Origin of the sequence: Maribacter sp. TH_r10, assembly GCF_033101095.1 — a bacterium.
GTDB classification, from domain to species: domain Bacteria; phylum Bacteroidota; class Bacteroidia; order Flavobacteriales; family Flavobacteriaceae; genus Maribacter_A; species Maribacter_A luteus.
In genome coordinates this window covers 549,466-574,920 of the sequence record NZ_JAWMPY010000001.1, presented here as the reverse complement: position 1 = coordinate 574,920, position 25,455 = coordinate 549,466, and the positions used below count along the sequence as shown (strand labels likewise).

Annotated in this window: 19 protein-coding genes; 4 read left to right on the top strand and 15 right to left on the bottom strand. The window is 38.3% G+C overall.

Going from position 1 to position 25,455, the window contains the following annotated elements; translation table 11 throughout:
- Positions 1-55: 55 nt before the first annotated feature.
- The 13 genes from R3X28_RS02370 to R3X28_RS02310 form a co-directional block, all read right to left on the bottom strand.
- On the bottom strand, positions 56-1,102 hold the full coding sequence (locus R3X28_RS02370) for a lactonase family protein (protein WP_317662114.1): 1,047 nt from the start codon (positions 1,100-1,102) through the stop codon (positions 56-58).
- A 3-nt stretch (positions 1,103-1,105) separates the two neighbouring features.
- Positions 1,106-1,873 carry an enoyl-CoA hydratase/isomerase family protein gene (locus tag R3X28_RS02365; protein WP_154363594.1) on the bottom strand — a complete coding sequence of 256 codons (768 nt, stop codon included), beginning with the start codon at positions 1,871-1,873 and terminating at the stop codon, positions 1,106-1,108.
- Positions 1,866-3,020: an ABC transporter substrate-binding protein gene (locus R3X28_RS02360; RefSeq protein WP_179955009.1), complete on the bottom strand. Its 1,155-nt coding sequence runs from the start codon at positions 3,018-3,020 to the stop codon at positions 1,866-1,868. Before R3X28_RS02360 ends, R3X28_RS02365 begins: the two co-directional genes overlap by 8 nt.
- A 7-nt stretch (positions 3,021-3,027) precedes the next feature.
- Positions 3,028-3,828: an SDR family NAD(P)-dependent oxidoreductase gene (locus tag R3X28_RS02355; RefSeq protein ID WP_154363598.1), complete on the bottom strand. Its 801-nt coding sequence runs from the start codon at positions 3,826-3,828 to the stop codon at positions 3,028-3,030.
- 43 nt (positions 3,829-3,871) lie between these two features.
- On the bottom strand, positions 3,872-4,285 hold the full coding sequence (locus R3X28_RS02350; protein ID WP_154363600.1) for a hypothetical protein: 414 nt from the start codon (positions 4,283-4,285) through the stop codon (positions 3,872-3,874).
- Entirely contained in the window at positions 4,282-5,745 is a 1,464-nt protein-coding gene (locus R3X28_RS02345; RefSeq protein ID WP_317662113.1) for a sugar porter family MFS transporter, read from the bottom strand. Before R3X28_RS02345 ends, R3X28_RS02350 begins: the two co-directional genes overlap by 4 nt.
- Positions 5,746-5,772: 27 nt before the next feature.
- A complete protein-coding gene (locus tag R3X28_RS02340; protein ID WP_154363604.1) occupies positions 5,773-6,477 on the bottom strand; it encodes an RraA family protein in 705 nt (234 codons plus the stop codon).
- Positions 6,478-6,625: 148 nt separating this feature from the next.
- Entirely contained in the window at positions 6,626-6,901 is a 276-nt protein-coding gene (locus R3X28_RS02335; protein ID WP_282053892.1) for a hypothetical protein, read from the bottom strand.
- Between the two features lie 4 nt (positions 6,902-6,905).
- Positions 6,906-9,794 (bottom strand): glycosyl hydrolase-related protein, encoded by a 2,889-nt coding sequence (locus R3X28_RS02330; RefSeq protein WP_317662112.1) that lies wholly within the window; start codon positions 9,792-9,794, stop codon positions 6,906-6,908.
- A 401-nt stretch (positions 9,795-10,195) separates the two neighbouring features.
- Positions 10,196-11,668 carry a RagB/SusD family nutrient uptake outer membrane protein gene (locus R3X28_RS02325; RefSeq protein ID WP_282053895.1) on the bottom strand — a complete coding sequence of 491 codons (1,473 nt, stop codon included), beginning with the start codon at positions 11,666-11,668 and terminating at the stop codon, positions 10,196-10,198.
- A gap of 16 nt (positions 11,669-11,684) precedes the next feature.
- The gene (locus R3X28_RS02320) at positions 11,685-14,864 is read right to left on the bottom strand and encodes a TonB-dependent receptor (protein WP_317662110.1); all 3,180 of its coding nucleotides are present in this window, start codon (positions 14,862-14,864) and stop codon (positions 11,685-11,687) included.
- A 181-nt stretch (positions 14,865-15,045) separates the two neighbouring features.
- Positions 15,046-18,657 (bottom strand): glycosyl hydrolase-related protein, encoded by a 3,612-nt coding sequence (locus R3X28_RS02315; protein WP_317662108.1) that lies wholly within the window; start codon positions 18,655-18,657, stop codon positions 15,046-15,048.
- Positions 18,658-18,773: 116 nt separating this feature from the next.
- Positions 18,774-19,796 (bottom strand): LacI family DNA-binding transcriptional regulator, encoded by a 1,023-nt coding sequence (locus R3X28_RS02310; protein ID WP_154363616.1) that lies wholly within the window; start codon positions 19,794-19,796, stop codon positions 18,774-18,776.
- A gap of 372 nt (positions 19,797-20,168) precedes the next feature.
- Between R3X28_RS02310 and R3X28_RS02305 the strand changes: the two genes are divergently transcribed.
- The gene (locus tag R3X28_RS02305; protein ID WP_317662105.1) at positions 20,169-20,705 is read left to right on the top strand and encodes an ASCH domain-containing protein; all 537 of its coding nucleotides are present in this window, start codon (positions 20,169-20,171) and stop codon (positions 20,703-20,705) included.
- A gap of 97 nt (positions 20,706-20,802) precedes the next feature.
- On the opposite strand, the gene R3X28_RS02300 is transcribed toward R3X28_RS02305, so the two are convergent.
- Positions 20,803-21,270, bottom strand: a complete 468-nt coding sequence (locus R3X28_RS02300) for a DUF1847 domain-containing protein (protein ID WP_317662103.1) — start codon at positions 21,268-21,270, stop codon at positions 20,803-20,805.
- Between the two features lie 167 nt (positions 21,271-21,437).
- Positions 21,438-23,678, bottom strand: a complete 2,241-nt coding sequence (locus R3X28_RS02295; RefSeq protein ID WP_317662101.1) for a TonB-dependent receptor — start codon at positions 23,676-23,678, stop codon at positions 21,438-21,440.
- 73 nt (positions 23,679-23,751) lie between these two features.
- On the opposite strand from R3X28_RS02295, the gene R3X28_RS02290 reads away from it, so the two are divergent.
- The 3 genes from R3X28_RS02290 (at position 23,752) to R3X28_RS02280 (ending at position 25,127) form a co-directional block, all read left to right on the top strand.
- A complete protein-coding gene (locus tag R3X28_RS02290; RefSeq protein ID WP_317662099.1) occupies positions 23,752-24,126 on the top strand; it encodes a Fur family transcriptional regulator in 375 nt (124 codons plus the stop codon).
- Between the two features lie 556 nt (positions 24,127-24,682).
- Complete coding sequence (locus tag R3X28_RS02285; RefSeq protein ID WP_317662097.1) at positions 24,683-24,811, top strand: hypothetical protein; 129 nt, start codon at positions 24,683-24,685, stop codon at positions 24,809-24,811.
- A 124-nt stretch (positions 24,812-24,935) separates the two neighbouring features.
- Entirely contained in the window at positions 24,936-25,127 is a 192-nt protein-coding gene (locus R3X28_RS02280; RefSeq protein ID WP_317662095.1) for a hypothetical protein, read from the top strand.
- The last annotated feature ends 328 nt before the right edge of the window (positions 25,128-25,455 follow it).

Sequence of the window (25,455 nt, the reverse complement as noted above, 5' to 3'; positions counted from 1 at the left end):
AATCCCCTACACATTCCATTTTTACTAAATCGATTTAGTTAATAGTTACTTTTTTCTAAAAAACCACACAAACAGGGGATAATATTTCTTTGGTGCGAAACTTCTCTTTCAACATTCCGTCTACTCCAATGCGATAGACGATCGTATCATGCGAATTTTGGTGACAGGCTATTAACCATTTACCATCAGGAGTAATATTGAATTCCCTTAATTCATCCCCATTGGTATTTTGGTAGCTTATCAGTTCCAAACTATTCGCTTTGACCCGAAATATGGTTATCCCTTCATATTTTCTGTTAGCGACATATAAAAATGTCCCATTAGGGTGCATGCGTATAGCAGATGCACTGGGAACGCCCTTGTAATCATTAGGTAAGGTGGAATAGGTGCCAATTTCTTTGAATACGCCTTCGTCACCTTGTAAAACAGATAGCGTACTTGTTAACTCACTTATCACATAAGCATAATCACCTACTTTATTGAAAACCATGTGCCTTGGTCCGTTCCCTGAAGTAATCTTACAATCCTTCACAGGGTTTGGTACTAAATATTCACCCTCGAATCTATAGGATTTGATCCTATCGATCCCCAAATCACAGACATAAATATCTTTGCCATTCGGGTGTACCGAAACCTGATGGGCATGTGGTGCTTCTTGCCTAACCTTATTGATGCTAGAACCCTTATGGTCATACTGTTTTGCCTTTGGCAACAGTTTTCCTGAAGCATCCAAAGGATATTGAAAGACATTCCCTGTGGCATAACAGGCCACCAGGATACTGTTTTTATGTGCTACCAGATGACAAGGATAGCCTCCTGCAATCGGTTGTTCGTTTAGAAATTCCAACGAAAAACCCTCTTTCACCCTATATGCCCTGACATGTGGGGAATCTTGCTCATCAAGTTCCGTATTACAGTACAAATATTTATGATCGGCACTAAGAGCCAAATAACTCGGGTTACGGGTAGGTTCGGTTGAAAGTATCTTGAGTTCGCCGGTTTTCGTATTAAGTTGAACGGTGTAAATACCATGGCCGATACCCCCAAAACCGGGAATAGGATATTCGGTATAACTGCCGATAAAGAATGTCAACGTTTCCATATTCTATGATTTAGCAATGAAATCCTGAATGGCTTTTTTTGCTTCAGCACCATAAAAAAGCTTTGTTACCACCTTACCCTCTTCAGTAATTTTCTGATCAAAAGGAAGGGCGGATAGACTTAGTTGCGCCAATTTTTTCAATTCTTTGATCGCTGATGGTGACCGTCTTGACAGTTTTTCTGCAAACCGTACGATTTCCGCATCAAAGTTATCTTCGGGAATTACCTGATTTACGATTCCCCAGTCATATAATTTTTCAGCAGTATACTGACCGCCGAAAAACAACAATTCCTTTGCACGGTTTATGCCTACTTTTTGAATAAGACGCTGTGTTCCCCCACCCCCGGGAACCAAACTTAAGAATACTTCGGGCAGCCCCATTTTAGCCGTTGCACTGGCGAGTATCATATCGCAGGAAAGTGCAATTTCAAAACCTCCGCCAAGGGCAAATCCGTTTACCGCCGCAATCCATGGTTTAGACGCATTTTCGATGGTTTCGTATAACTTTATCCCTCGATCTTGGAAAGATTTGAACTCCTCTGGTGTCTGATCCCCGTATTCTTTGATATCGGCACCTGCCATAAATGCTCTACCTGAACCGGTAATGACCCCGACATTTATAGAGTCATCAGTATTTATAAGTCGTATCGCTTCTATGATTTCATCCATCATTTCACGATTCATCGCGTTCAATTGTGTAGGTCGGTTAAAAATCAAGAAACCAATCTTATCTTCTGATTTTACGATGATATGTTTAAATGTTTTATTCATAGGAAACTATGGTTTTATAGTGTTCATTTAAATTTTTTATCAATGTATCGGCTCCGGTATTTTTTTCCACACAAGCATGGATTAAATCGGCCCCTTGTTCTTGAAATTCATTCCACCCGGGATATTGGGGTCTTATATATGCGTTTTTCATTGTTTTCATCGTATTCGTGAAAAAATCATTGCACAATGCATTGTTCGCTTCGCTTTTCCAGGCTTTTAACCCTGCGGGTTGACCTTGGTGCCGAACATATTCCCCTGCTTGATTTTCGATATTGGCGATATATTTCAACAATTCCACCGCTAACTTTTTATACTTGCAATGTGCAGATACCGCCAAACCAACTCCACCCAATATGGTGGATACCTCAGTATTCGGATTTGCGGGGCTATCAATAAAGGTGACAATGTTTTTGGCATATCCCATTCTTGAATAGTTGGTGTACCCGAATAAGTAAGGAGCATAGATAATTTCGTCATTTGCTGCCATTTCATCCAAAATTTGAATCGGGTTCCAATTGATGGATTCAGGGTGAATGAACTCCAAATGGTATTTTAGTTCGTCAATCGCCTTGGCACCAATTTTAGGGTCGATTCCATTTTCATTAATAAAACCGCGCCCGCCGATTTGGGCACACAAGGTTAAAAAAGCACACCAGATATCTGTGGGGCAGAGCGCCCAGGCAACAGAAAGTTTATTGGGCACCTTTTTATAAAAACTTTTTAGCTCTTCAAGGGTTGTTGGCACTTGCAACCTCAGTTTCGACAACTGGTCATCCCTTTTCGCCGCAACCAACGCCGCTGCATCAATTGGTAAGGCATATAAATGCCCTTTATACTGATAAGAATCATAGCAATGATCAACATAGGCATTTTCAAAAACGGCCAATTCATCTTCCGATATAATACCTTTTAAATCTAACAGCAATTGATTTTTATGTGCCTGACCCATATAAGGGTGGTCAATTGTTATTAAATCGTATTCCTCTATCAGGTCTTCAATCGGCATATCACCAAATTCCTTAAGCGAACGAACATCCCATTTAATACTGACTTCAGGATGTGATTGCGTAAAACTCTTGGATAGCGCCCTTAGAGGTTCATAACCTCTGGGGTGATCCCATGCCATTCCCTTTAGTTCAATCTTCATTTTTGATCTAGTCTTTTGTTCTTGGAGGGCGCGGATCATATTGAATGGTATGGTTCATATATGCACCATCGATATAAATATCGGAGCCATTGATATAGTCGCCCAATTCACTCGCCATAAAGGCTACGGTATGGGCTACATCTCCCACATTACCAATTCTACCTTGTGGAATCCAATTCTCAAACTTCTCTTTTCCGAATTTGGCAATTTCCTCCCTGTTCATTTCCGTGGTTATGGCCCCGGGGGCAATAGAAACGACCCTTACATTATTTTCTGCCAATTCGAGTGAAAGGCATTTTGAAAGCATTTTTAACCCTGCCTTTGCGGAACAGTAATGGATCAATCCCTTTCTAGGTACCACATCATGGATCGATGAAATATTTATAATGACACCACCTCCATCTTTTTCCATTCTTTTACCTGCCTCTTTGGAACATAAAAAGGGTCCCTTCAAATTCACATTGATGACACGGTCCCATTCTTCTTCATCCAAATCCAATATATGGTGAATGGATTCGGTTCCTGCGTTGTTTACAAGAATATCAATTCCGCCAAATTCAGCATCCATTTTCGCGAACATTTTCTTTATCTGTTCCGAATCTGAAACATCTGCACCCGCAATTCCTGTTTTTACCCCATAAGCATCGCTTATTTCTTGGGACAATTTTTCAGCACTTTGCTTATTGCTATTATAATTGATGAAAACATCGGCACCACAAGCACCTAATTTTCTACATATTTCGGCGCCTATTCCTTTGCTTCCGCCTGTAACCAAAACCTTTTTCCCTTGTAAATCTATATTAAGCATAAACCTTGCTTTTAATTCATATCTAAATTGAAAACTTAAAACATTAGCTGAAAGCTTTTTCGACCAACGCCTTCATTTCGATCCTTTTTTCGACAGATAATTCGAAAAAATCGAAATCACCTTCATGGGTATTTGATTTCTCAACGATAATTACCTCACAACCCACTTCCATTGCAATATTATGCCATGTTTCAACCGGAATGTTATAAGTGATTTTAGGTTGCATAAGTTCAACGTCATATTCAATTTGATCTCCCTCAATTTTTGCCGTGATCAATACCGCTTTTCCTTTTAAGAGGATAAAAACCTCATCGGTCAAATGATGAACGTCCAACTTCTTAATATTATCAATTTCCTGTTCGGGCATGTAATTCAATTGGGCAACCTGCCAACCATCCCGAATTAGAAAAGGATGATACCCATTATCACCAATATGATATTGCTCTATCAATTTCATTTACTTTGTTTTTGTTTTTTATTATCGGTTTTCCACGACATCTCTATTTCTTCCAAGGTTTTTCCTTTGGTTTCAGGAACAAATTTCCAAATGAACCAAATGGCAGGAATCGTCAATGTCCCATAAAGGAAGAATGTGCCAGAAGGCTTAATGGTCTCTATAAAAACAGGATTGGTCAAGGTGATGAAAAAACCTGTCACCATTAAGGACAGACTGCCGATACTTACAGCAAGACCCCTGATTTTTGTTGGGAATATCTCGCTGATGATTACCCAAACTATGGGTCCGTATGAGAATGCGAAACACGCTACATAAATCAATAATGGAATAATCACCAAGTTGGAACCTAAAGCGAACAATATACCAACACCCATCAAAGATACAGCAGCTCCAATGACCCCGATCAACAGTAGCTTTCTTCTACCATATTTTTCAATATTCAATATGGCAACAAAAGTGAAGATCGAATTAACCATACCAACCAAGACAGCACCAAGGAAAGAACTCTCAACACTTTTGAACGATTCATTCAAGATATTGGGCGCAAAATACATGATGGCCGCTATTCCACTTAAATGGGAGAACATCGGCAATAAAATACCGATTAAAAATGGTCTTCTTAAATAGGGTTTGAACAGTTCTTTCAACCCTTGGGTTTCTTGGATAGTGGCTTCTTTCATTTCTGCCAACTGACTTTTTGCCATTTCCAGATCACCTAACCTTGACATCGTGGCAAGAGCTTCTTTTTCTTTGCCGTTCACCACCTGCCATCTTGGACTTTCGGGCACGAACATGAGTAAAACCAAAAACAGAACGGCAATGGGTATTTCTGTACCGAACATGCCTCTCCATAATTCCTCTACAAATAGCCAATCCCATAAACCCACATCAGCACCAGTGATAATTCCGGCCTTCTCACCAGCCTGATTGAGAACGAGCCAATCAACAAGAAAAGCGAGTAGGATACCCAAAGTTATGGACAATTGATATAGGGATACCATTTTTCCCCTTTTCTCGGGCATGGTAAGTTCCGAAATATAAATAGGGGCTACAACCGAGGTTATACCCACACCGATTCCCCCAATTATCCGGACTACAATTAGCGTTAAGAATGAGGAGTCCAAACTAGAAGTTATCCAGAAAGAAGCATCTGGATCTCCCAAAAACTGTGGGGGTAACATGGAACCAAAAGCCGATATCGTTAAACAACCTGCTGCTAATATCAAGGTTTTTTTACGCCCATATAAGTCGGTTACCCTCCCTGAAATAATACATCCTAAAATGGTTCCTAACAACGCAGAGGAAACCACCCAACCGAGCATACTTGCCGTAAGGTTGTATTGACTTTCCAAAAACGAGTTGCACCCGGAAATAATGGCTGTGTCATAACCAAATAGGAAACCGCCTAAAGTAGATACGAAACTTATTGCCAGAAGGTAAAAAGAAGACTTTTTATTCATTATCATTACTGTTTTTGACATGTATGTTTACATGATACCAAATTTCTCAAAAGCCTCAACTGTACTCATTCCGGCCTGGAGTGCCTCCTTTACCAACTGTTCGCCCCTAGCTTTTTCTATTGCCCCCGTAAAGGCTTCATCAACAGCTTCTTTAGGCACAATCAATACGCCGTCTATATCACCATAAACAACATCACCAGGGTTTATTCGAATACCTGCAATTTCTATGGGAACCCTATAATCGATAACCTTTCCCCGTGGACCTTGATCTTGGGCATAACCACCGAATGAAAAAGTTGGATATTCTAGACTTAGAATCTCTTTCGTATCCCTTGAATATCCATTGACCACTGCTCCGGCAGCGCCTAATTTCATAGCTCTGGTACTCATTAATCCGCCCCAAAGCGCATAATTGGGTGAAGAACCTGAACAGATATAAACCTCATCTTCTTTTAAACTATCCAAGGCTTCGAACATAATGCCAAAAGGCTTCTGCATTAAAGGGTTTTTGGTGTTTTCAGTGACTTCCTCAAATACATCGGCCTCCAAAACAGGCATTGCCCTTCCTATTACTATGAAATCATCATTCAAGGGTTTTAAATTGGGAGGAAGGAACTGATGCAAATAGCCCATTTTATCCAAAATATCGCCTACCAATGCCACGAATAATTCTTTTTTAGCGATTTCAAAAAGCTCCTTATCATTTTTCCATAACGGCTTAGTTGTCTTCATTCTTTATGTTTAAATTCATTAATTATATTTCTTTCTTATAGTCCTATTATCTCATATCTGAAGTACTTTACCATATTTCTATTGTGAACTTATTTACAGTTAGCACACTTGACAGTCTTTAGCCCTTTTTCCATTTCAACTATAAATCTTATGGTTTTAGGAATAAATTTGAAGTTACCCTAACCTGGGAATGGTCTCTAATGATACCCGTGCCTGAGAAGTCCTTATCTACCTTCCCTAATATGAATGGGCCTACTTGTGTAAAAAAATACAGGCAGCCCATTTCTTTATGCATATACAGCGGAAGTCTGTTCCCGATTTCATACACTTCGGAATAATTCACAACTACACCTTGCCTACTGTCTTTGACCAAAATGGCGTGAACCTCCGAAATTTGATTTGAAACCCTCCTGAAGAACCTCATTTTCTTATTTTTCTGAAAAAATCAGTTTATAGGTTTCAATCGCATTGTGACCTATATTTACCTTAAAGTCATTACCTGAGGCTTTCATTTGACTTTCTTCCTCTTCGATCAGGTTTGTTTTGACAAGACCTGTGAGGGACTTTGGCAGCCCTATACTAGGTTGCTTGTCTTTCCCTTCCATTTCGACCAACCTTATAATGACCTTATCATCTTTCTCACTTTTTTTAATTGTACTTATACGCACCATATCCTCTGAAACATTGAAGAAACTCATCGCTTCCGGCAATTCCGCTTGCTTATTTCCCTTTTGTTTTAAAACAGTTCGCAGAGGGTGGTTAAATCCCGTTCCAAACTGAAAAGAGGTTTTCTCATCTGCCTTGTGTGATGCCATAGAAAACTTGAAATGATGGTCACCGGTCTGGTGGTACCAATTGCCTTCCCCGTGACAGCTTTTATGGGAGGCCAATAATACTCCCTGAAGTACCGTGTAATCCACAGCCTCCCTCGTAGGGTCTATCCAATCAGCAAGTGCAACATCGGTAGCCATGGTTACCGCAAAATCCGGTGTCTCCGCGGCAATGAAGTTCATCACCTCACGTGGATGTATGTTTACCGGCTTTTGATCATAGGTTCCTCCCCATGCCCAACCACCTGGCGCCTGTTTCATTTCTGTTTTTCCTACTTCGGCTATGGCCAATGGCACTTCATACTTAATCTTGGAATCTTCCATATTAAGGGGCAATGCAAATCTAAATTCCCTATTGTGTGTACCGTCCCAATCCAAAAGATCTACGAAGAAATCTATTTTCTTCTCTTGATGGAACACCCGTATTCTCTGCACCACGGAAGTATGCTTAAACTTTGCCTTGTTTTCATATTCCGTATAAACGGCCCCATCGGCAACCAATTCCCAACTATCCCCATGGTTGCTCATCTTTTCATAATTATCCATATTGGGCTTGGTCATTTGGGTAAACTCCCCTGCCCCATTGCCATTATATCCCATTGATAGAATATCGCCACCTGAAAAACGCGTCGTGTTCATAACTTCGGTTTTCAACTTATTATCAAATAAATAGGTGATTCCCCCCTTACCAAGGTGCATTGTATAATATTCGTTCATCAATGCATTCGGTGTTACGGTTTTATTGATTTTGGCCTGTCTCTTACCCTTTCTTAAATAGTAGGTTTTATATCCTATGGATGGAATTTTCGCTGCATAGAATTGTATTTCATCCTTATCACTTGTACTTGCTTGTGAAGGAACCACTATACCATTTTCGTCTGTCACATAATAGGATGCCGCATTCTTTATTTTTACAGAGGCCAACCCACTTCGACTCCATGAAAGGTCGTTGTACACTACAACTCCATTCGATTTTTTTGTGTTTATCCTTTCGGAAATGGAACCCAAAGATTTGTTCAGCAATGCAACGGCCTCATCAGCCGCGAATTCCAATTTATCCTTAAAAATACTGTCTGTGATATGGCCGTTTTTACCACCCCACCCATGATCAGGATAAATAGATTCCTCAAAGGCCTTTGACAACCGCTCTGCGGGATACTCATCAAAGCTTTTATTAAGAAGTGCATCCACGGTACCAAAAATTTCCGCGGAAGGTAAAAGCCGACCTGCTTTTCTCGATGCCGTAATGGCCTTATGGTGTCCAGGGCCATGTATATAAGCCCAAATATTGGGACGATCCCCCTCTAAATTCTCGAACTTAACCCCTGGCTTATTAATTTCGGATAGGAAGCTGCTTACGGTCGAATGTCTTAAAGCGGGTATTTTAGCACCTGTTTTGGCAACAATATCATTCCATTCCTTCACTACTTTGCCGTAATCCACAGGGCCGGCAGCATCATTACTAAGAACGATAGCAAAATGCGGTGGTAAATTATGCTCCTTATAATAATCGCTCCACATTTTCACCCTGTTTTGAATCTTATGCAAGGCTTCAATAGCATCCTCATCAAAAATTTTGTAGAACATTGCCGCCCAACCATAGTTCCCAGGTGTATAAGTCAATATCGAGGATCCATCTGGGGATTTCCAATCATAGAACCCTTCCCTCATTCTAGAGGTGAAAAGGTTTTTTACCCCTGACTTGGCCAAAATCTGGGAAAACTGTAAAGTTCTCCCGGGAACATCGGTATTGTAAGCCGATTCTTCTTCTACACCATCAAAATTATCCTTTATCCAAAGCTTGCCAAAATACATTTCCCGAATTAACTGCTCTCCCGTCTGCATGCCATCATAAGGTTGGTTATAAGTAGCACCCCAAGTGAACCTACCTTCTTTATAGCGTTCAATCACCTCATTTTTACGTTCAGGAAATTCTTGAACAAATTCTTTTAAATTCAGGGCCTGCTCCATCCCAAAATAATAGTCTTTATCCGTTTTCATGATATCCAGGGCAGGGGCAATAATATCATTGACCCTTTCATGCATACAATATTCAGGGGTATCCATCCAAGCAATATCCTGATGTGAGGAAGATATAATATGGAAGGTGCCTTCATTGAAATACCCCCAATCAGAAGTCACCAATGGTGTAAAAAGTTGTTTCTGGTCCAATTTTCGACTTGCCCCCTTAAAGTCTATCATCTCAGGTTGGCCTATAACAGGAAGCCACACCCAGGCCTTGCCCTCTTTATGTTCGATTTTTGAGGTGCGTCCGTTTTCGAAAACGACCTGTTTGTAATCTTCCTCGTTTGCTACTTGCAAATAAGCCTTTACCAGAATATTATTATCTTTCTGGACATACTCATAAGGTTTAGGGTATTCAAATCCGATGGTTTTATCTATCGATTGTGAAACACCGATGCAGGAAACCAAAAGCACCACTGTTAGTAAGATACCCTTCTTTAATTTCCTAATTCTATTCTTCATTAATATTTGTTTTTTATAATCCATAACACATGTTCATCCTTTTTTCCGACCTAAAACCAAATTTACAACTAAATCGGTTTAGTTTTATTAAAAATTAAAGCTAAATCTTTCTTTCGAAGATACAAAAACCATCTTTGATCAGGGAAACGACAGTCTATCTTTATTCCTGTTTAAATCCTTGTCTTATAACGAAGTGATCTTCCTGTTTCCAAAATTGACACAATTTTTATTTAATTGGAGTATCCTGTTGACATCTAATTTTACTTCAAACCGTCCCTAATGAAACTTAAAAATAATAAGCCAAAGTGTATCCTGTTAAGCCCTTAAACAAGGGTGGTTATTTGTTCAACCACCCTCGTCTTAAAAAACTAAACAAAACTAACTCTATGATCTTTTTTCCATTAATCCCCCAAGTTGGGATTAAGTACCACCTCGTTCTGTGGTATTGGGAAATAGACATTATCTTCAGTTAGGGTTTTCCCATTTGGTAGTGTGCTACCAACTAAACTGCCAAAATCAGAACCATTGAAGACCATTCCGGTTCTTCGTTGATCGAACCAGATTATTCCTGCCTCTGCAGCAAACTCCCAAAAACGTTGTTTCCAGACTTCTTCCCTAAAATCTTCTTTACTCAATCCAGAAACATCTGCCAAACCTGCTCTTGAACGTATCGCGTTCAAGGCATTATATGCCGATGCATCTGCAGTGGCCACTTCGTTTTGCGCTTCTGCATAAGTTAATAGCACATCTGCATATCTTAAAAGAGGTACATTCTTACCAGACAATCCGTTCCCTTCCCTATATTCTTCATAAAAATATTTATAGACGGAATTATTAAAAGTAACACCATCCATTTCATTGAAAAAGAAGCCTTGGTTTTGAGCCCTTAAGTCATTGGCATCGTATGAGCTTATGTAATCCTCTTCTGGCTCCATACCACCAAAATGCAAGGTCAACGGACTTATTGCCTCTCCGCCTATGGGTGTAAAATAACTGGTAATCGATGACCCGACAGCCTCATCATTATATTGAACCATGAAAATGTTTTCTTCAGTATTGTCAAATGCTGGATTGTTCAATTTATTGAACCAAGTTTTAGAACCATCCGATTGAAACAAATTATACCATTCGGCACTTATAACCTCATTGGCTTTATCCCGCGCTAGGGCATATTTATCGGTTTGGTTCAAAGGGGCTCCTGCCATAGTCAAATAAACCTTGGCCAAAAGCGATTTCACCGCGCCTTTAGTGACTCGTCCACTTGAAGATGTATTGGGTAAACCGGCATCTTCGGCAATCAATAAATCAGGTACGATTACGGTTTCATATACTTCCTGTACACTGGATTTTGGCAACAGACCGTCATCAAAAGAAGATGAAGGTGTAATATTCAATGGAATATCCCCAAAGATCTGTACCAATTGATAATAATAATAAGCCCTTAAAAAGTACGCCTCTCCCAATAATGCATTAGCCTTTTCAGTGGTCAATTCTGGATCCGTTATAGTAGGTATGGATGCAATTGCAATATTAGCGGCTTCAACACCTCCATAATAAGTGTTCCAAAATCCTGAGGCATTGGCGTTACTGGAACTATAGATCAAAGCATAGGCATCTTCCATATCAGTGTCCTGTGTGCCTACTGCAGGTTTAAGTGCCCCTGTACTTACTTCAAGAATGGAATATACCATTTTTGCATACCCTGTTCTGTTATATGGGGCTCGTAGATAAGCATATATACCATTTACAGACTCTTGTGCATCCAATAATGACGTACCTATTGTCGTTTTTTCGGATTTTGGCACTTCATCCAAAAAATCCTCACATGAGAAAAACAGGCAACAAATAATTAATAATAGATTATATTTTGTCATGACTTTTTATTTAATGTTATAGTGTTAGCTTAAATCCAAGGTTCATATTCATAGGTCTTGGGTAACCATTAAGTTCAATTCCTTCGGTAAATTGCCCGCCAAATGAACTAACCTCTGGATCATAACCATGGTAATCGGTACTTAAGAAAAAGTTCTGAAGGTTCATATAGACTTTAGCGGATTGTAAACCCAGTTTATCCAATAAAGAACTATCGAAGTTATAGGTCAAGCTAAGGTTCTGTCCCCTTATAAAACTACCGTCAAATACTTGACCTGAATCTGCACCATCGAATTTTTTAATATTCTTTCGCACTCTTGGGTACATTGTATTTTGATTTTCCGGTGTCCACATTTGATCAAAGAATTTTTTATAGGTATTACCATAACCTACACGGTCTACTTGAAGAATAATGGAGTGATCAAGGATATCATTCCCTTGACTGATTAAAATATCTACACTCAAATCCCAGTTTTTATATGAGAATGTGTTGCCGATATTCATGGTGTAATCGGGTAGTCCGCTTCCGATTATCTGTTGGTCATCAAAATTCAGAATACCGTCATCGTTCTTATCCTCTAACTTTATGTCCCCAGGTATTCTGCCATAACGGGCAGCTTCATCTACCTCGTCGGTACCCCATGTACCCAAACGATTATAGCCCCAGAAGGACCCTGCAGCCTCACCAACCCTGAATATCTGTTGATTCCACCAGATTGGTGCCGTAAAGATATCAGCATCTTCATTACCGAGTGAAAGGATTTCATTGTCGTTCATTGTGAAGTTCAGTGATGAACTCCATGAAAAATTATCGGTTTGCACATTTAGACTATTAACTAAAAATTCGACACCACTGTTGCGAATGGAACCTGCATTGGATAGAATTGAAGAATACCCCGTAAATGATGCCAGTGGTACATTGAACAACAAATCATTCGTTGTTCTTTTATAATAATCCGCCGTTATATTTACGCGATCGGCTATTCCCAGATCAAATCCGACATTGATTTCTTCGGTTGTTTCCCATTTAAGGTCATCGTTACCTATAGAACCTTGTGAAGATCCAATGGCTCTTTCATTATTGAATATCACTGTTTGAACTCCGGGACTGGCAATTCTTGCATAATTACCAATGGCATCGTTACCGGTTTCACCGTAACTGGCTCTTAGTTTTAAATTGGAAACAACTTTTGAACCCTCCATAAAAGGCTCACTAGACACTCTCCATCCTAATGCTGCTGAAGGGAAAAAGGAGTATTTATTGTTGTCTCCAAACCTGGAAGAACCATCATATCGACCTGTAAGGGTCAACAAGTATTTACTCTTGTAACTATAATCCAAGCGACCAAAATAGGAGTCGATGGAATAACGGCCGAAACTACTATTTACCTGAGGGTCGGCGATTCCTTGACCCACATTGTAGAATTTATAAAAATCGTCAAAATCCTGAGCGGTTAAGTCAAAAGAAAAAGCCTCATTCTCTTGTCTGGTTGCCCCTAAGATTACACCTAAACTATGATTTTCATTAATTAGGGTATTGTAGCTCAATGTATTTTCAAGAATGGTCTGTTGCCCATTCGAATTTGTTAAAGAGGCCGAATTTCGATTTACGAAAGTGTCTAATCTTCTGGCCGCAAATATGTTACCCTCTTGATTATTATCCTGAATGGAATACGAGGTTCTTAGTTTCAGGTTTTTTGTAAAATTGATTTCAGTAAATATATTACGTACTACTTGTCTGTTTTTTACGATCCTGTCCAATAATTCCAATCTATCTTTTGGAGTGGCGCCATACCAAACATCCCAACCTCCGCTAGAATTCTTTAGGTCATCGGCATTAACAGGAGAACCATCTGGGTAAGCTGTAGGATAAATGGGAAGATAGAATAACATTGCATACGTTAGCGCATCCGCACCAATCCTATAATCATCGACAATGTTCGTCTCGGTTTCACTGTAGGCGAGGCTACCTCCTATTTTCAACCAGTCATTTATTCTAAAATCACCATTGAAACGCATGGTATTCTTTTTAAAATAAGTACTGTTCAGTATACCATTATCATCTTGCGTACCCGCTGAAAAAGAAATATTGAAATTTTCCCCACCACCTCTTACATTCGCAAAATATTGTTGTGAATAAGAAGTTCTAGTAGATTCATCAAACCAATCCGTATCATAAATAGGTTTTCCCTCTACGGAGCCATCATCGGTGAAAAATTCTGGATAATCAACAGGATAATTGTTGACGAAAGATCCATCACCGGCACCTAAAGCCCTTTGATCGGCATCAAGTCTAACCTTTAAATCTTTCCAGTATTCATCACTATTCAACACTTCCGGTTGATTGGCCGGTTTCCCTATTTGAAGGTTGGAAACAATATCTACAGTAAATTTACCTGATTTTCCTTTTTTAGTTGTGACCAAAATTACACCGTTGGCACCCCTTGCCCCATAAATGGCCGTTGCCGATGCATCTTTCAATACGGAAATAGTTTCAATATCATTGGTGTTGATCAAATCAATGTCGACACCTATGATACCATCCACAACGTATAAGGGCTCGTTATTGGCATTCAAGGACCCCTTTCCACGTATCGTTACCCGAAAACCACCACCTGGGCGACCAGAACTATTGAATACATTTAAACCGGCCACTTTTCCCTGAAGGTTGTCCAAAGGGTTAAGCGATACGCGATCCTCGATTTTTTCGGCACTAACCGTCGCAACGGAGCCTGTAAGATCGGATTTTTTTTGGGTCCCATACCCTACAACAACAACCTCGTCCAATTCCGAAGCACTGGAATATAAGATTACGTTGATGTTGGTATTACCCTTTACAGCGATCTCCTGAGGCGTATACCCAATATAGGAAAATACCAAAATGGCGTTTTCATTTAAGGGCTGAATTGAAAAATTACCATCAAAATCGGTTTGCACCCCATTTGTCGTTCCTTTTTCAACGATACTCGCTCCAGGTAAAGGAGTGCCATTTTCATCCTTAACGGTACCTGTTACGGTAATTTGCCGCACTGGGTCTTTCTTCGTTGAAAGTTCCTCTACAACCAACCCACGCCGATTATTTTCATGGTCGGGAATTGTTGTTGGTTCATTGGCCTTTGCCTGATTGAAAGCACAGAGAAATGCTAGGGCAAAGAGGGCAGAAAGCTCCCTTCTCAAGATTCGTTTCTTTTTTCTCATAATTCACAATTGTTAAGTTGATTTTAATTAAACTAGGTTTACCTTATAACAAGGCACTGAAATTGATGCTCTAGTACATAAATCCAGTGCTGTACCTTTTTCATTAATGTATTCTTAATCATAACTAAATCGGTTTAGTTTTTTTGGGGAAACCAAATTTTTTACTGGTTTTCAAGACCACTTATTTCAAATCCAGACTAAACGTTTCAATCGCATATTTACCAACCTTCAATTCTGGAGCAACAGGTATTGGATTCTCCTCGATTATATTGGTGTGCTTATACGAAGTAATATCGAAATAAGAAGAAACATTCACTTTCTCATAACCATCCTTAACATTGTACATTCGCGCAATCAGTTCTTCTGAATCCTCGGCTTTTTTTATTGCTGAAATCATTACATTATCAGTGTCTATTGAGAAGAAACTCATAGATTCAGGCAGAAATGGTTTTTTGGAAGAATCTGGATAGATCACCACGTTAATCGGTTCATTTTCCTGTTTAGCGATTTGTTGTCCATTTATGCTTCCTGCTTCATTGGAAGTGAAAACATTATGAAACTTGTGGTTTCCGGCCTGTGAGTATTCATTACCTTCCCAATGGCAAGAAGTTCTACTTGCCAACAATAAATTCTGTAAAACAGCCTTATCATTGTCGTGTGAAGTTGGGTCGACCCAATCGGCGGCGGCCACCGAAGAACTCACAGTAACCGATACATCATTATCAGTAGCTGAAATCCAATCAATAATCGCTCTCGGGTGAACATCTTTACATAATGGCGTATAACGTTCGCCGGCAGTTTTTATCTCATCTTTACCTACCCTTACACTACCAAAAGGCACTTCGTGGGCTACTTCAGGATTTTCCATATTAATAGGGAATGCCGTCCTGAATTCACGGTACAGTTCCCCTGACCAGTTTCTCAACTCCGTATTGAAATAAATACGTTTAAGATTATGGTATAAAGTAACATCTTGACGTACTATGGCATGTTTAATTTGTTGTTCCAGTCTATATTTGGTATACACCGGTCCGTTCTCAAGAACTTCCCATTCAGGGTTATGAAGGCTCATTTTATCAAAATCGACCATACTTGGTTGTTGTACATCCCCAAACTCACCGGCGCCATTGCCTACTGATTGCATGGTAAATACCTCACCTCCTTTTAGGTTCTCTGTTGACAATAGTTCTTTTTTAAACTCCTTATCAAAAACTTGGGCAATACCACCATTCTCAAAGGTTATTTTGTAAAATGGATTTTCATAAGTTTCAGTTGATGCCTTTTTGATATTGTTTTTGGCACTGATTTGCTTGTTCGCTATGTAGTAAGTGGCATAACCTATAGAAGGAATATGCTCTGCAATAAAGGTAATATCGGCACTTTTTAAACTCCCATCATTATGAAAGGTTTGATTCGTGATTTGGGAAACGACGTTTTTATTGTTTTCATCTACAACAGCTACATGTTGTGTGCTGCCTTTTAAAAATTGCAAAGAGACCGTTACTGGATCCGTACGTTCCCATGACAAACTATTGAACAAAACTATGGGTGTACCCAATTTCTCGTTTTTCTTTATTCTGGTAGACAAGAAATCCAATCCTTTATTCAATAGATTTTGACCCATGGTACGCGACTTTACCAAATTCTCCTTGAACAGGTTATCGGTGACATCCCCGTCATGACCTCCCCAACCATGATCAGGGTAGATTTTTGCCTGCCAAGCCTCATCAAACTCCTTAAAGGGGTATTGCATTTTTTTAGGATCGATAACATTGGCTATGGAAAGAAATTTCTCTGCAGCAGGTAACAACTTGGATGCCTCCCTACTTGCGGTCAAGGCATCATGATGTCCTGGCCCATGAATATAGACCCACACATTGGGGCGTTCACCCATTATGGTATCAACCTTTGTTGCTTTTTCCTCGGCCAATGGCATAAATTCATCCACGGTCATAAGTTCCATCTTCGGTAAATGAACATCCCGTTTATCACCTTTATCATCTTTTAGTGTATCGAATGAATTCCATGATTCGATAAATTCAGAATAATCAATCGCAGGTAGCATATCCTGACTTGAAAGTAACGGCGTTTGAATCTCACTACCTTCAAAATTCTTTTCCCAGTACAATACCTGTTCTGCACCATACTTCATCTTACTGTTCAAATCCCTTGAGAGGTAGAGCAGGTCATTCCCATAATGACCAGGAGAATAGGTAAATACAGAACTACCATCAGGACTTGCCCAATGGAACATTCCTTTGGCGTGTCTGCTTATGATCATATAATCGACCCCTGCCTTTTTTAGGATTTGGGGGGTTTGTAATGATTTTCCGGGTACATCAACGTTCCAATACACCTTGGAATCATACCCACCAAAAGTTTTCTTGACCCATTTTTTACCTAGATACAATTGACGCACCTGATCCTCGGCATCGTACATATCTTCGTATGGGCAATTATATGTAGCGCCTACCGATATCAATTTATCATTCAACAAGGTGGTCAATTTCTCAACAGATTCTGGGTGTCTATCTATATATTCACGCAACATTAAACCATCTTCAATATCAAATCCGTAATCATCCCGGATAAAGGCATCTTTTAGTACCGGTTTTAACAAAAGTGTATCCCTCAGGATAATGCACACTTCAGGGCGATCTACCCAAGCAATATCCTGATGACTCGAATTCATGATCGAAACCAGTCCATCGTCATACTTTTTATCAAAGAAATTGTCATAAGTCTCTAGAAACTCGGGTTTATACAATTTGGACAAAGAAGCGAACCAACCTTTATTATAATTGGTGTTGTGGTGATAGAGGTATTTTCCTTCAATATCGGTTTTGGAAAGCATACCATCACCATTGACAAAATCGAGATTTAACTCTTTGCCGTCATAAACAATGGAGAACGTATTTTTTGGTGGAGCGATATTGAATGACACTTTGGACATTTCCCCTTGCGCCTTGAATTTCTTGACCTTACTTTTCTTTCCGTCACTGATCAAATACACCTGCTTACCATTAAAATGGGTAGGTGCATCAACATATAGCGTTTCATTTCTTTGTTTGACCACAAATGCGGCTTCATCGGAAACGGACTTTTTAATACGCTCAACCGCATCGGTAGCCTTAAAGATCATCACCCAACAGTTTGAATTCTTTTTATGACCGTTGAATTTTATTTTTGCACTCTTGCCTTTTTCCAAAAATGAAGTAGGAACGGTTAAACGAAAAGCACCTATACCATCCCCATTGCCATCCCTTCGGACCAAAATATATTGTGCATTGCCTTTACCGGGATTTTCCGTCACGGTAAGGGTGCCATCCTCATTGGAATTAAAAGTCAGTAGATGTTTATCATTTACATGTATATCGAAAGATTCCCTTAAATTGAAATCGATATCGCTCAACATGAAAAAGGTAACCGAATCGGAACTATAGTTTGCAGGTACCTCTCCCGTAAGGAATTCAAATCCCATTTCTCCGGTAGTCGCCCTTGCGATCATTGATACATTGACATCTTCCCGTAAAGAAGGATACAGGAAGAACTCCGAACCGGAAAGCATTGTCGTGTAACCTTCAATGTCATTTTTACAAATATTATAAAGATTGTAATTGGTGTTCAATTCTTGAATATGCCCATTGCCATTTCCTTCGTGAAAAGGTGCGCTCATTGTTTTACTGGTTATTGCCCCTTTCCCTAGGAATGAATGTGCATTCGCAAAATTCAATACAAGAAAAAAACAAGCAATAAATAACGCCTTTGATACCAGTTTTAACTGTTGTTCCATTAATTTGATTTTTTTGTTCCTAAAGTTCCTCTTGATTTTCATATGCTTTTCTATCCTTTCGTTTCTTAAATCTTAACTAAATCGGTTTAGCTACTTCTTATACTTATTATTTCGTTCTAAAAAGTTCCACATGATTTCCTGATTGCAAGTTTTGAATCCAGGATTCTTTTATTTTCAAAACCATTTTCTTTTCCTTCAATTTCGTTTATCAAAATATCTACGGCTATATTGGCGATATCCTTTACTGGCTGAATAACAGAGGTAATCGGTGGATCGACCAGGTCAAAGGCCGTTAACTCATCAAAACTCACAATCGCCACTTCTTGGGGCACCTTGACATTTTTCTTTTTTAGCTCCCGTAAACCAACAGAAGTTAAGTAGTGCGTTGAAAACACAATGGAGTCCACTGAATTGGGAAATTTAATTAATTCACTGATTGCAGACTTTATCTCCTCTTCATAATTCTTAGGACTCAATTCTTTTACCAGCTCCTTATTATAGTCGATCTTATAATCCTCCAATGCACTTTGATAGCCCAATAACCTTTGTTTTATGGCTTCTAAACCAGGTTTTAAACTTACAAACCCAATTTTACGCCTCCCTAACTCCAATAAATGCTCCGTAACCGTTTTTAAGCCATTAAAATTGTCAACGACAACATAGTTGGTGTCGCTTTCCGGATAATGTCTATCAATTAGAACAAATGGGAATTTGTCCTGTTTTAAGGACTCTATTTCTTTTAAGTTCTGTTGTGTGGAAGCAATGATCAAACCTTCTACTTGGCGATTGAGCATTGATCGAATGAGTTCCCCTTCCTTTTTAGGATCCTCATTAGAGCTGCTAAAAAGCACCGTATACCCTAAATCTTTCGCTTTCAGTTCTACGTAACCTGCTATTTTAGAATAAAAGGTATCTGATATATTGGGTATGATCAATCCTATGGTTTCGCTTTTCCCCCGACTTAAACCACGTGCAAGTTGGTTGGGAACATAATTATGCTTTCTGGCGAATTCAATGATTCGCTGCTGGGTTTCCTGACTGATTTTGTTTTCGTCACCTTTATTGTTCAAAACCAAGGACACGGCCGTTTTTGAAACGTTCAATTCTTCTGCTATGTCCTTTAAGAATACTTTTTTCATGATCAATAACAACTAAAGCGGTTTAGCTAATGTAATAAATACATCAAATTTTCCCAAATTCCAACCTCCTAAATTCCATCTAAATCGGTTTAGGATTATCAATATTACATTATTTTTTTATAAAATAAAATAATTTACTCCCTTTTTTTATCGTATCACCAATAGTTTAGGTTTGTTTACGTCAAAATCATAATTATTATCTTGCACATTTGTCAATTTACCTGATTTACAGGGTAATCAACCTATTTAAAGAATGTAACCTGTGGTCATATCGGTATTTTGTGATAGTCCAATATATTCTTGACCCTTGAAAACTTAATATTGGTATGACTGATTACCGCATTGATTTTTAAAGCAAATGGGAAACAAATAATGAAACATTTAACTATCCTTATATTTTTAGTCTTAATTGGCTGTAAAAACGAAATAAAAAGGGAAATTGATAGGAGTGTCTATGATATATGGAACGATTATACCAAATCAAATCCCGATTTCAAAAACAACAAGATTCCGGAATCTTGGTATTTTCACAATAATGAAGAAGATGCGAATCGGCTAGCAGAATTAACGGTAACTGGTAAGAAAAAAGCAGCTTCCGGTTTATATGTTTGGTACAAAGAAGCAAATGCCAGTTTACCGAAAATCGGAACAAAACATATTATAACCGATTTTGACGGAAAAGCACAAGCGATAATCGAAATTAAAAAGGTAGACACCATTCCTTTCAATCAAATATCAACTGAATATGCTGAAATGGATATGGGTACAACTATTGATCCTCTCAAAAAGTGGAAAAAGGCACATTGGGATTTTTTCGCCGGCGTATTGAGAGACAACGGAGAAAAACCCACTGAAGAAATGCTGATAGTTTGCGAAAGGTTTGAAACTATTTGGACTACAAAGGATTAAAATCCTTAATCCAAAAGGCTTGGGTCAATTTACTCAAGTTCGAAGAAGATATTCAATTATATGAAATCCCCAAAAAACCGTCATTGAGTTACACTTTCTATAGTTCCCTTTCAATTTCCGAAAATGCGATTGCGGGATTATTGTTATTCGTAAAATCCTTATCGAACAAATTAGTTACCAAACCCTTTGATTGCTTACTGAATATCATATCATGGCCTACACATAACCCCATGGAAATATTCAATTCAGTGCCATGGTCGTTCAAATAATCCGCTTGTCCGGCAGGGTTGCACATTATACGTTTACTATCACCGCCTAGAATGTCTTTTTTCCTTACTTTATCATGTTTGCAACCCACTGTGAAAACTTTGAAATATCTGGAAAAGTAACGCTCTAACACCTGAGCTTCATGAGAGAATGTAATACAATGCGCTATACCTAATCGACTGATTCCCATTCCTTTTGCGAAATTCAATATTTCTTCTATCCGATTAGACCTCATACTGGTATAATCACAGTTCGCTTGCATGATTTTGCGAAACTCCGGAGTGTAAATTTCATTCATCTTATATTTTTTTATGTTGTAATTCGGAATAATTCTTTACCCCCAATAATCTTTATCCAATTTTCGAAAGATTCAATCCTTGATACTACATATTCCTTATCAAAAGAATGAAAGGTCATTAGATCCATAGCGGCATTATTGATGGGAAACCTGTCTTCACAATAAAATCAATCAACAGGCTGTAGCTTAACCTTAAATGGAATATGCAGACCAAATACAATGTTTCTACCGATATTATTAAGGTTCAATTGCTTCAAAGAGGACAAATGATCCATATATGATTTATCGAATACATTGTTTACCGATATGTACCAATCAAAACCCTGTTGGCCAAAAGTGATTTCAGAACCCAAGTTAACATTGAAAAGTTCATAGCCGGGTGTATAGGTTTCTGATTGCCCTAAGTTATTTTGACTTTGGAAAGATGAGAAGTTCACCACAAAATACGGGTTGCCAAGAAAGCCAAGTTTACTTTGTTGCAATTTAACTTCGGCCACATATCTATTTTGTGGTATTTGGGTCAAATTACCGCCATCCTTAAGTTCTCCCCTTGTGTACGTATAATTGGAGTGTAGGCCCAACCAATCATTGGGATGATAGTCCAAGGCGATTTCACCTCCATACAATAAGGCATCATTTTGCACATATTGCCATATTTTCCCATCGCCTAGCGGTGCATCTTCTTCAGTCTGTACAATATAAATGAAGTCGTTTACACTATTGTAAAAAGGACTGATATCAAGAACAAGTTTATCAATATGAAAATGGTAATTAAGATCCAGTTGATAATTTCGTTGTGCCTTTAGATCAATATCCCCTCTTTCAAAACGCGCTTGGTGTATACCATTCTGTGTAAGCTCTGATATATTGGGGCTTCTAAAACCCGAGGCAATATTCAGTTTGAATAAATGGTTGTTTATTTTGTAGGTTGAACCAACAGAACCACTTAAACTACTGTAATCGTTATCTATTTCATATTTGTTCAATCCAGTGGATTCAAAAGGGTACGATTTCATTTTCCTGATATCATATCGTAAACCTGCATTCAAGGTCAATGCATCGGATAGATCGATCTCGTCCACTACAAAAAACCCAAGGTCGTTTATTTTTGTATCGGGCATAGGGTTGTTGTTGCCATAATAATCATCGGCATCGTTCTCTATATAAGCGCCATTGAACCCTAACGTATATTTACTTTTATCTTTTCGTAAACTGTACTTGGAGCTATAGGATATCGTTGACAAATCCATAGAAGCAAAGACCATATCTGAATATGCACTCGATGTATCGGAAATACCTTTTCTTATATTCTGTTGATAAGACACATTAAGATCCAAAATACCTTCCCCGATGAACAACTTGTTTTTAGAGGCCAAAAGTTTATTGTCCAAATCTACATACCAGAAATCCATTGATCGATCGTCATCGGTGATCAAGCTAATTGATTTTTGATTGGTTAAACCATAGGTCGGTGCATTGTAATCAAAATATAAAGCGAAGTTGCCCAATGCACTTCTATACCCTAGGTTCGAACTTAAATTCAGGTCCTTAAATCGGGTATTGATAACTTGATCTCCGTTTCCATCTTCATAATCTTTATGGCTTTTATGGGTAAAAGAAGCTCCTCCGAACCATTTTTCACCACTTGCCTTTATATCAAAGTTAGTGACCAATCCCTCGGTATTACTGTGATATTGGGTATTCACTTTTGCCTCTAGCGTATTGGTACTGGCGGGATTTTCCTTAATTACATTGATAACGCCACCAACGGCATCAGAACCATAGATCAGTGATACGGGACCTTTTATAACTTCTATCTTTTTTGCCGAAAATTCATCGGAAATAAAAGGGTGGTTACTAGAAAACTGAAAATTTTCCGATTTTATGCCATTGTTCAAAAAAACAATGTTCGTATTACTCAAACCCCTTATAACAGGCTTGGAAATACCTACGCCATTACTAATATTACTGATACCGGGAAGGTTGGACAGGTTATCTGCCAAGGAAATCTTACCGGATTGGAACAGATCACTTTTCTTGACCGTTTCTATGGATACGGATACTTTTTCCCGACTCTTATTGCTATCACCGGTAAGGATGACTTCCTGCAATTCAATCAAATTTTTATCCATTGAGATAGTTGTCACCTTCGAAGAACTTAACGTAATGATTTGGGTTTTATAACCATCTGCCGAAATTTCGACCTTTATGTCCGAGTTACTATTATTAACCAAGGTGAAACTTCCGTTTTTGTCCGTAACTACGGATTTATTAAGTTCAAAAGCATAAACCAGGGCATCTTGAATCGGTTTTTCCGATTCAGTATCGATAATTGTACCTTCGATGTTGTTTTGAGCTACCAATACGCTTGATGAACACAAGAACAAAATGATAATGAAAGATTTCATATCTTATCTATTGTAATTTGTTTAGCAAAGGTACTTACTATTTATTAATATTGTAACATTGTTACATTAAGAAATGAGAAAAAGACAGACTAAATCAAAAAAAGCAGTGTTAGATTGCCTTCAACGAGCTGAAAACTATGGTTTAAGGTCCGATGATATTGAAAACCAGTTACCACAGTTTGATCGCGTTACGGTTTATAGGATATTACAGGGCTTTTTGGATGATGGCATAATTCATAAGGTAATTTCGGATGACGGGAAGTTCTATTATTTCAAATGCCATACTTGCGGAGAAATCCACTATCATAACCACTATCATTTTAAATGCGAAGTCTGCGGAAAGGTAGAATGCATGAACAATGAGATCGAAGTAAAAGTGCCTAAGGATTATACAGTGGAAAATGTGAATTTCTGGATTACGGGAGTTTGTTCACAGTGCAAAAAATAATCGGGACAGCTGACGTTCTTTCCCTTAAATCCAAGGCCATATAAACAATAGGCTACAATTTCCCCATTAAGTTACGTTTACACAATTCAAAAATATACTGGGTTTAACCATTATATTTTATTGTCTTTTGTTTTATTGACTGCCCTATTAAAAATGAGGCAAAATAGGGAATATGGGTTATATATAAAATGGTATGAAAGTAATCACAATAAGTTGGGAGCATGGATTGCTGATTTTGGGATCGTCCTATTGTTTTTATACCCATGCGATATATTTAATTGTCATGAAAAAAGGAGACGAACTATTAGATTCCAATAATAGCCTAATATGATAAAAGAACAAAATAAGTCTTAATAATTGATGGGATAGGACACTTTACTGGCAAACCGGATTAGGGTTCAAAGTTTAGATAAAGACTGGAAATCTCATTGGCAATTATTGATTCTTGCCCTCAAAATAAATAAGCGCACCTTGTTTAGGATAGGAGATTATACACCCTCTTTTATCCTTGATAATTTAGGTACATATTAATAATTATACTATTTTTCATAAGTATATGAAAGAAGAAGTAATTGGAACCAAAGAAGTATTTAAAAGTTGTTTTGCCATTGGCTGTTTAGCTGTTATCATCTTTATTGCATTGGCGGTGGGTATATTCTTATGGCCGTATTCAATTGAAGGTTGATCATTCGTTTAAACTCTTGATAAGTGCTGAAATAAGACACTTCCTCGGTAAATAGATTATAATTGAAAGTTCAGGTATAGGATTAGTTCAACTTAAAAAACTAAACCATCCAAAGTAAAAGATTATGAGAAAGACAATTTCAATTATCGGAATGTTACTAGCCTTGGTCATCATTGTTTCCAGCTTTTTGAAAAATGAAGATACGGGGCAATTTTTTGGGTATGAAATCAATATTTGGCTATATAGATTAATTTGGCTTGTATTGTTCGGTATAATTCTAAACGGTTACCTTAAAGAATCTAAAAATTCTGGGTAAACGATAACCATACAAAATTGCCGAACCGTAACCTTCCACTTTTTACGATCAATTTAAAATCACTATAAAGTTCAATTAATGATGTATCACCGATTTTAACTTTGCCCTAAAGCTAAATTAACGCCATTGTTGATACCCTGTTGTTTTCAACAATATTGAAGAACAACAACCTTCACTCCAATATAAATATTTCCCGAAAGGGTTGAAAATCCACCTCCTTAAATTACCACATCCATCGAGTTGGCCAAGCTTCTAATCAGAGTTGGGCTAATTACAGGCATTAAAAGATCATTTATGTAAAATAAAATTTAACCTTAGCCTTATTATT

Bases quoted from the DNA above. Each gene is read 5' to 3' on its own strand.
- R3X28_RS02370 (WP_317662114.1), bottom strand. From the start codon at position 1,102: ATGGAAACGTTGACATTCTTTATCGGCAGTTATACCGAATATCCTATT.
- R3X28_RS02365 (WP_154363594.1), bottom strand. From the start codon at position 1,873: ATGAATAAAACATTTAAACATATCATCGTAAAATCAGAAGATAAGATT.
- R3X28_RS02360 (WP_179955009.1), bottom strand. From the start codon at position 3,020: ATGAAGATTGAACTAAAGGGAATGGCATGGGATCACCCCAGAGGTTAT.
- R3X28_RS02355 (WP_154363598.1), bottom strand. From the start codon at position 3,828: ATGCTTAATATAGATTTACAAGGGAAAAAGGTTTTGGTTACAGGCGGA.
- R3X28_RS02350 (WP_154363600.1), bottom strand. From the start codon at position 4,285: ATGAAATTGATAGAGCAATATCATATTGGTGATAATGGGTATCATCCT.
- R3X28_RS02345 (WP_317662113.1), bottom strand. From the start codon at position 5,745: ATGAATAAAAAGTCTTCTTTTTACCTTCTGGCAATAAGTTTCGTATCT.
- R3X28_RS02340 (WP_154363604.1), bottom strand. From the start codon at position 6,477: ATGAAGACAACTAAGCCGTTATGGAAAAATGATAAGGAGCTTTTTGAA.
- R3X28_RS02335 (WP_282053892.1), bottom strand. From the start codon at position 6,901: ATGAGGTTCTTCAGGAGGGTTTCAAATCAAATTTCGGAGGTTCACGCC.
- R3X28_RS02330 (WP_317662112.1), bottom strand. From the start codon at position 9,794: ATGAAGAATAGAATTAGGAAATTAAAGAAGGGTATCTTACTAACAGTG.
- R3X28_RS02325 (WP_282053895.1), bottom strand. From the start codon at position 11,668: ATGACAAAATATAATCTATTATTAATTATTTGTTGCCTGTTTTTCTCA.
- R3X28_RS02320 (WP_317662110.1), bottom strand. From the start codon at position 14,864: ATGAGAAAAAAGAAACGAATCTTGAGAAGGGAGCTTTCTGCCCTCTTT.
- R3X28_RS02315 (WP_317662108.1), bottom strand. From the start codon at position 18,657: ATGGAACAACAGTTAAAACTGGTATCAAAGGCGTTATTTATTGCTTGT.
- R3X28_RS02310 (WP_154363616.1), bottom strand. From the start codon at position 19,796: ATGAAAAAAGTATTCTTAAAGGACATAGCAGAAGAATTGAACGTTTCA.
- R3X28_RS02305 (WP_317662105.1), top strand. From the start codon at position 20,169: ATGAAACATTTAACTATCCTTATATTTTTAGTCTTAATTGGCTGTAAA.
- R3X28_RS02300 (WP_317662103.1), bottom strand. From the start codon at position 21,270: ATGAATGAAATTTACACTCCGGAGTTTCGCAAAATCATGCAAGCGAAC.
- R3X28_RS02295 (WP_317662101.1), bottom strand. From the start codon at position 23,678: ATGAAATCTTTCATTATCATTTTGTTCTTGTGTTCATCAAGCGTATTG.
- R3X28_RS02290 (WP_317662099.1), top strand. From the start codon at position 23,752: ATGAGAAAAAGACAGACTAAATCAAAAAAAGCAGTGTTAGATTGCCTT.
- R3X28_RS02285 (WP_317662097.1), top strand. From the start codon at position 24,683: ATGAAAGAAGAAGTAATTGGAACCAAAGAAGTATTTAAAAGTTGTTTT.
- R3X28_RS02280 (WP_317662095.1), top strand. From the start codon at position 24,936: ATGAGAAAGACAATTTCAATTATCGGAATGTTACTAGCCTTGGTCATC.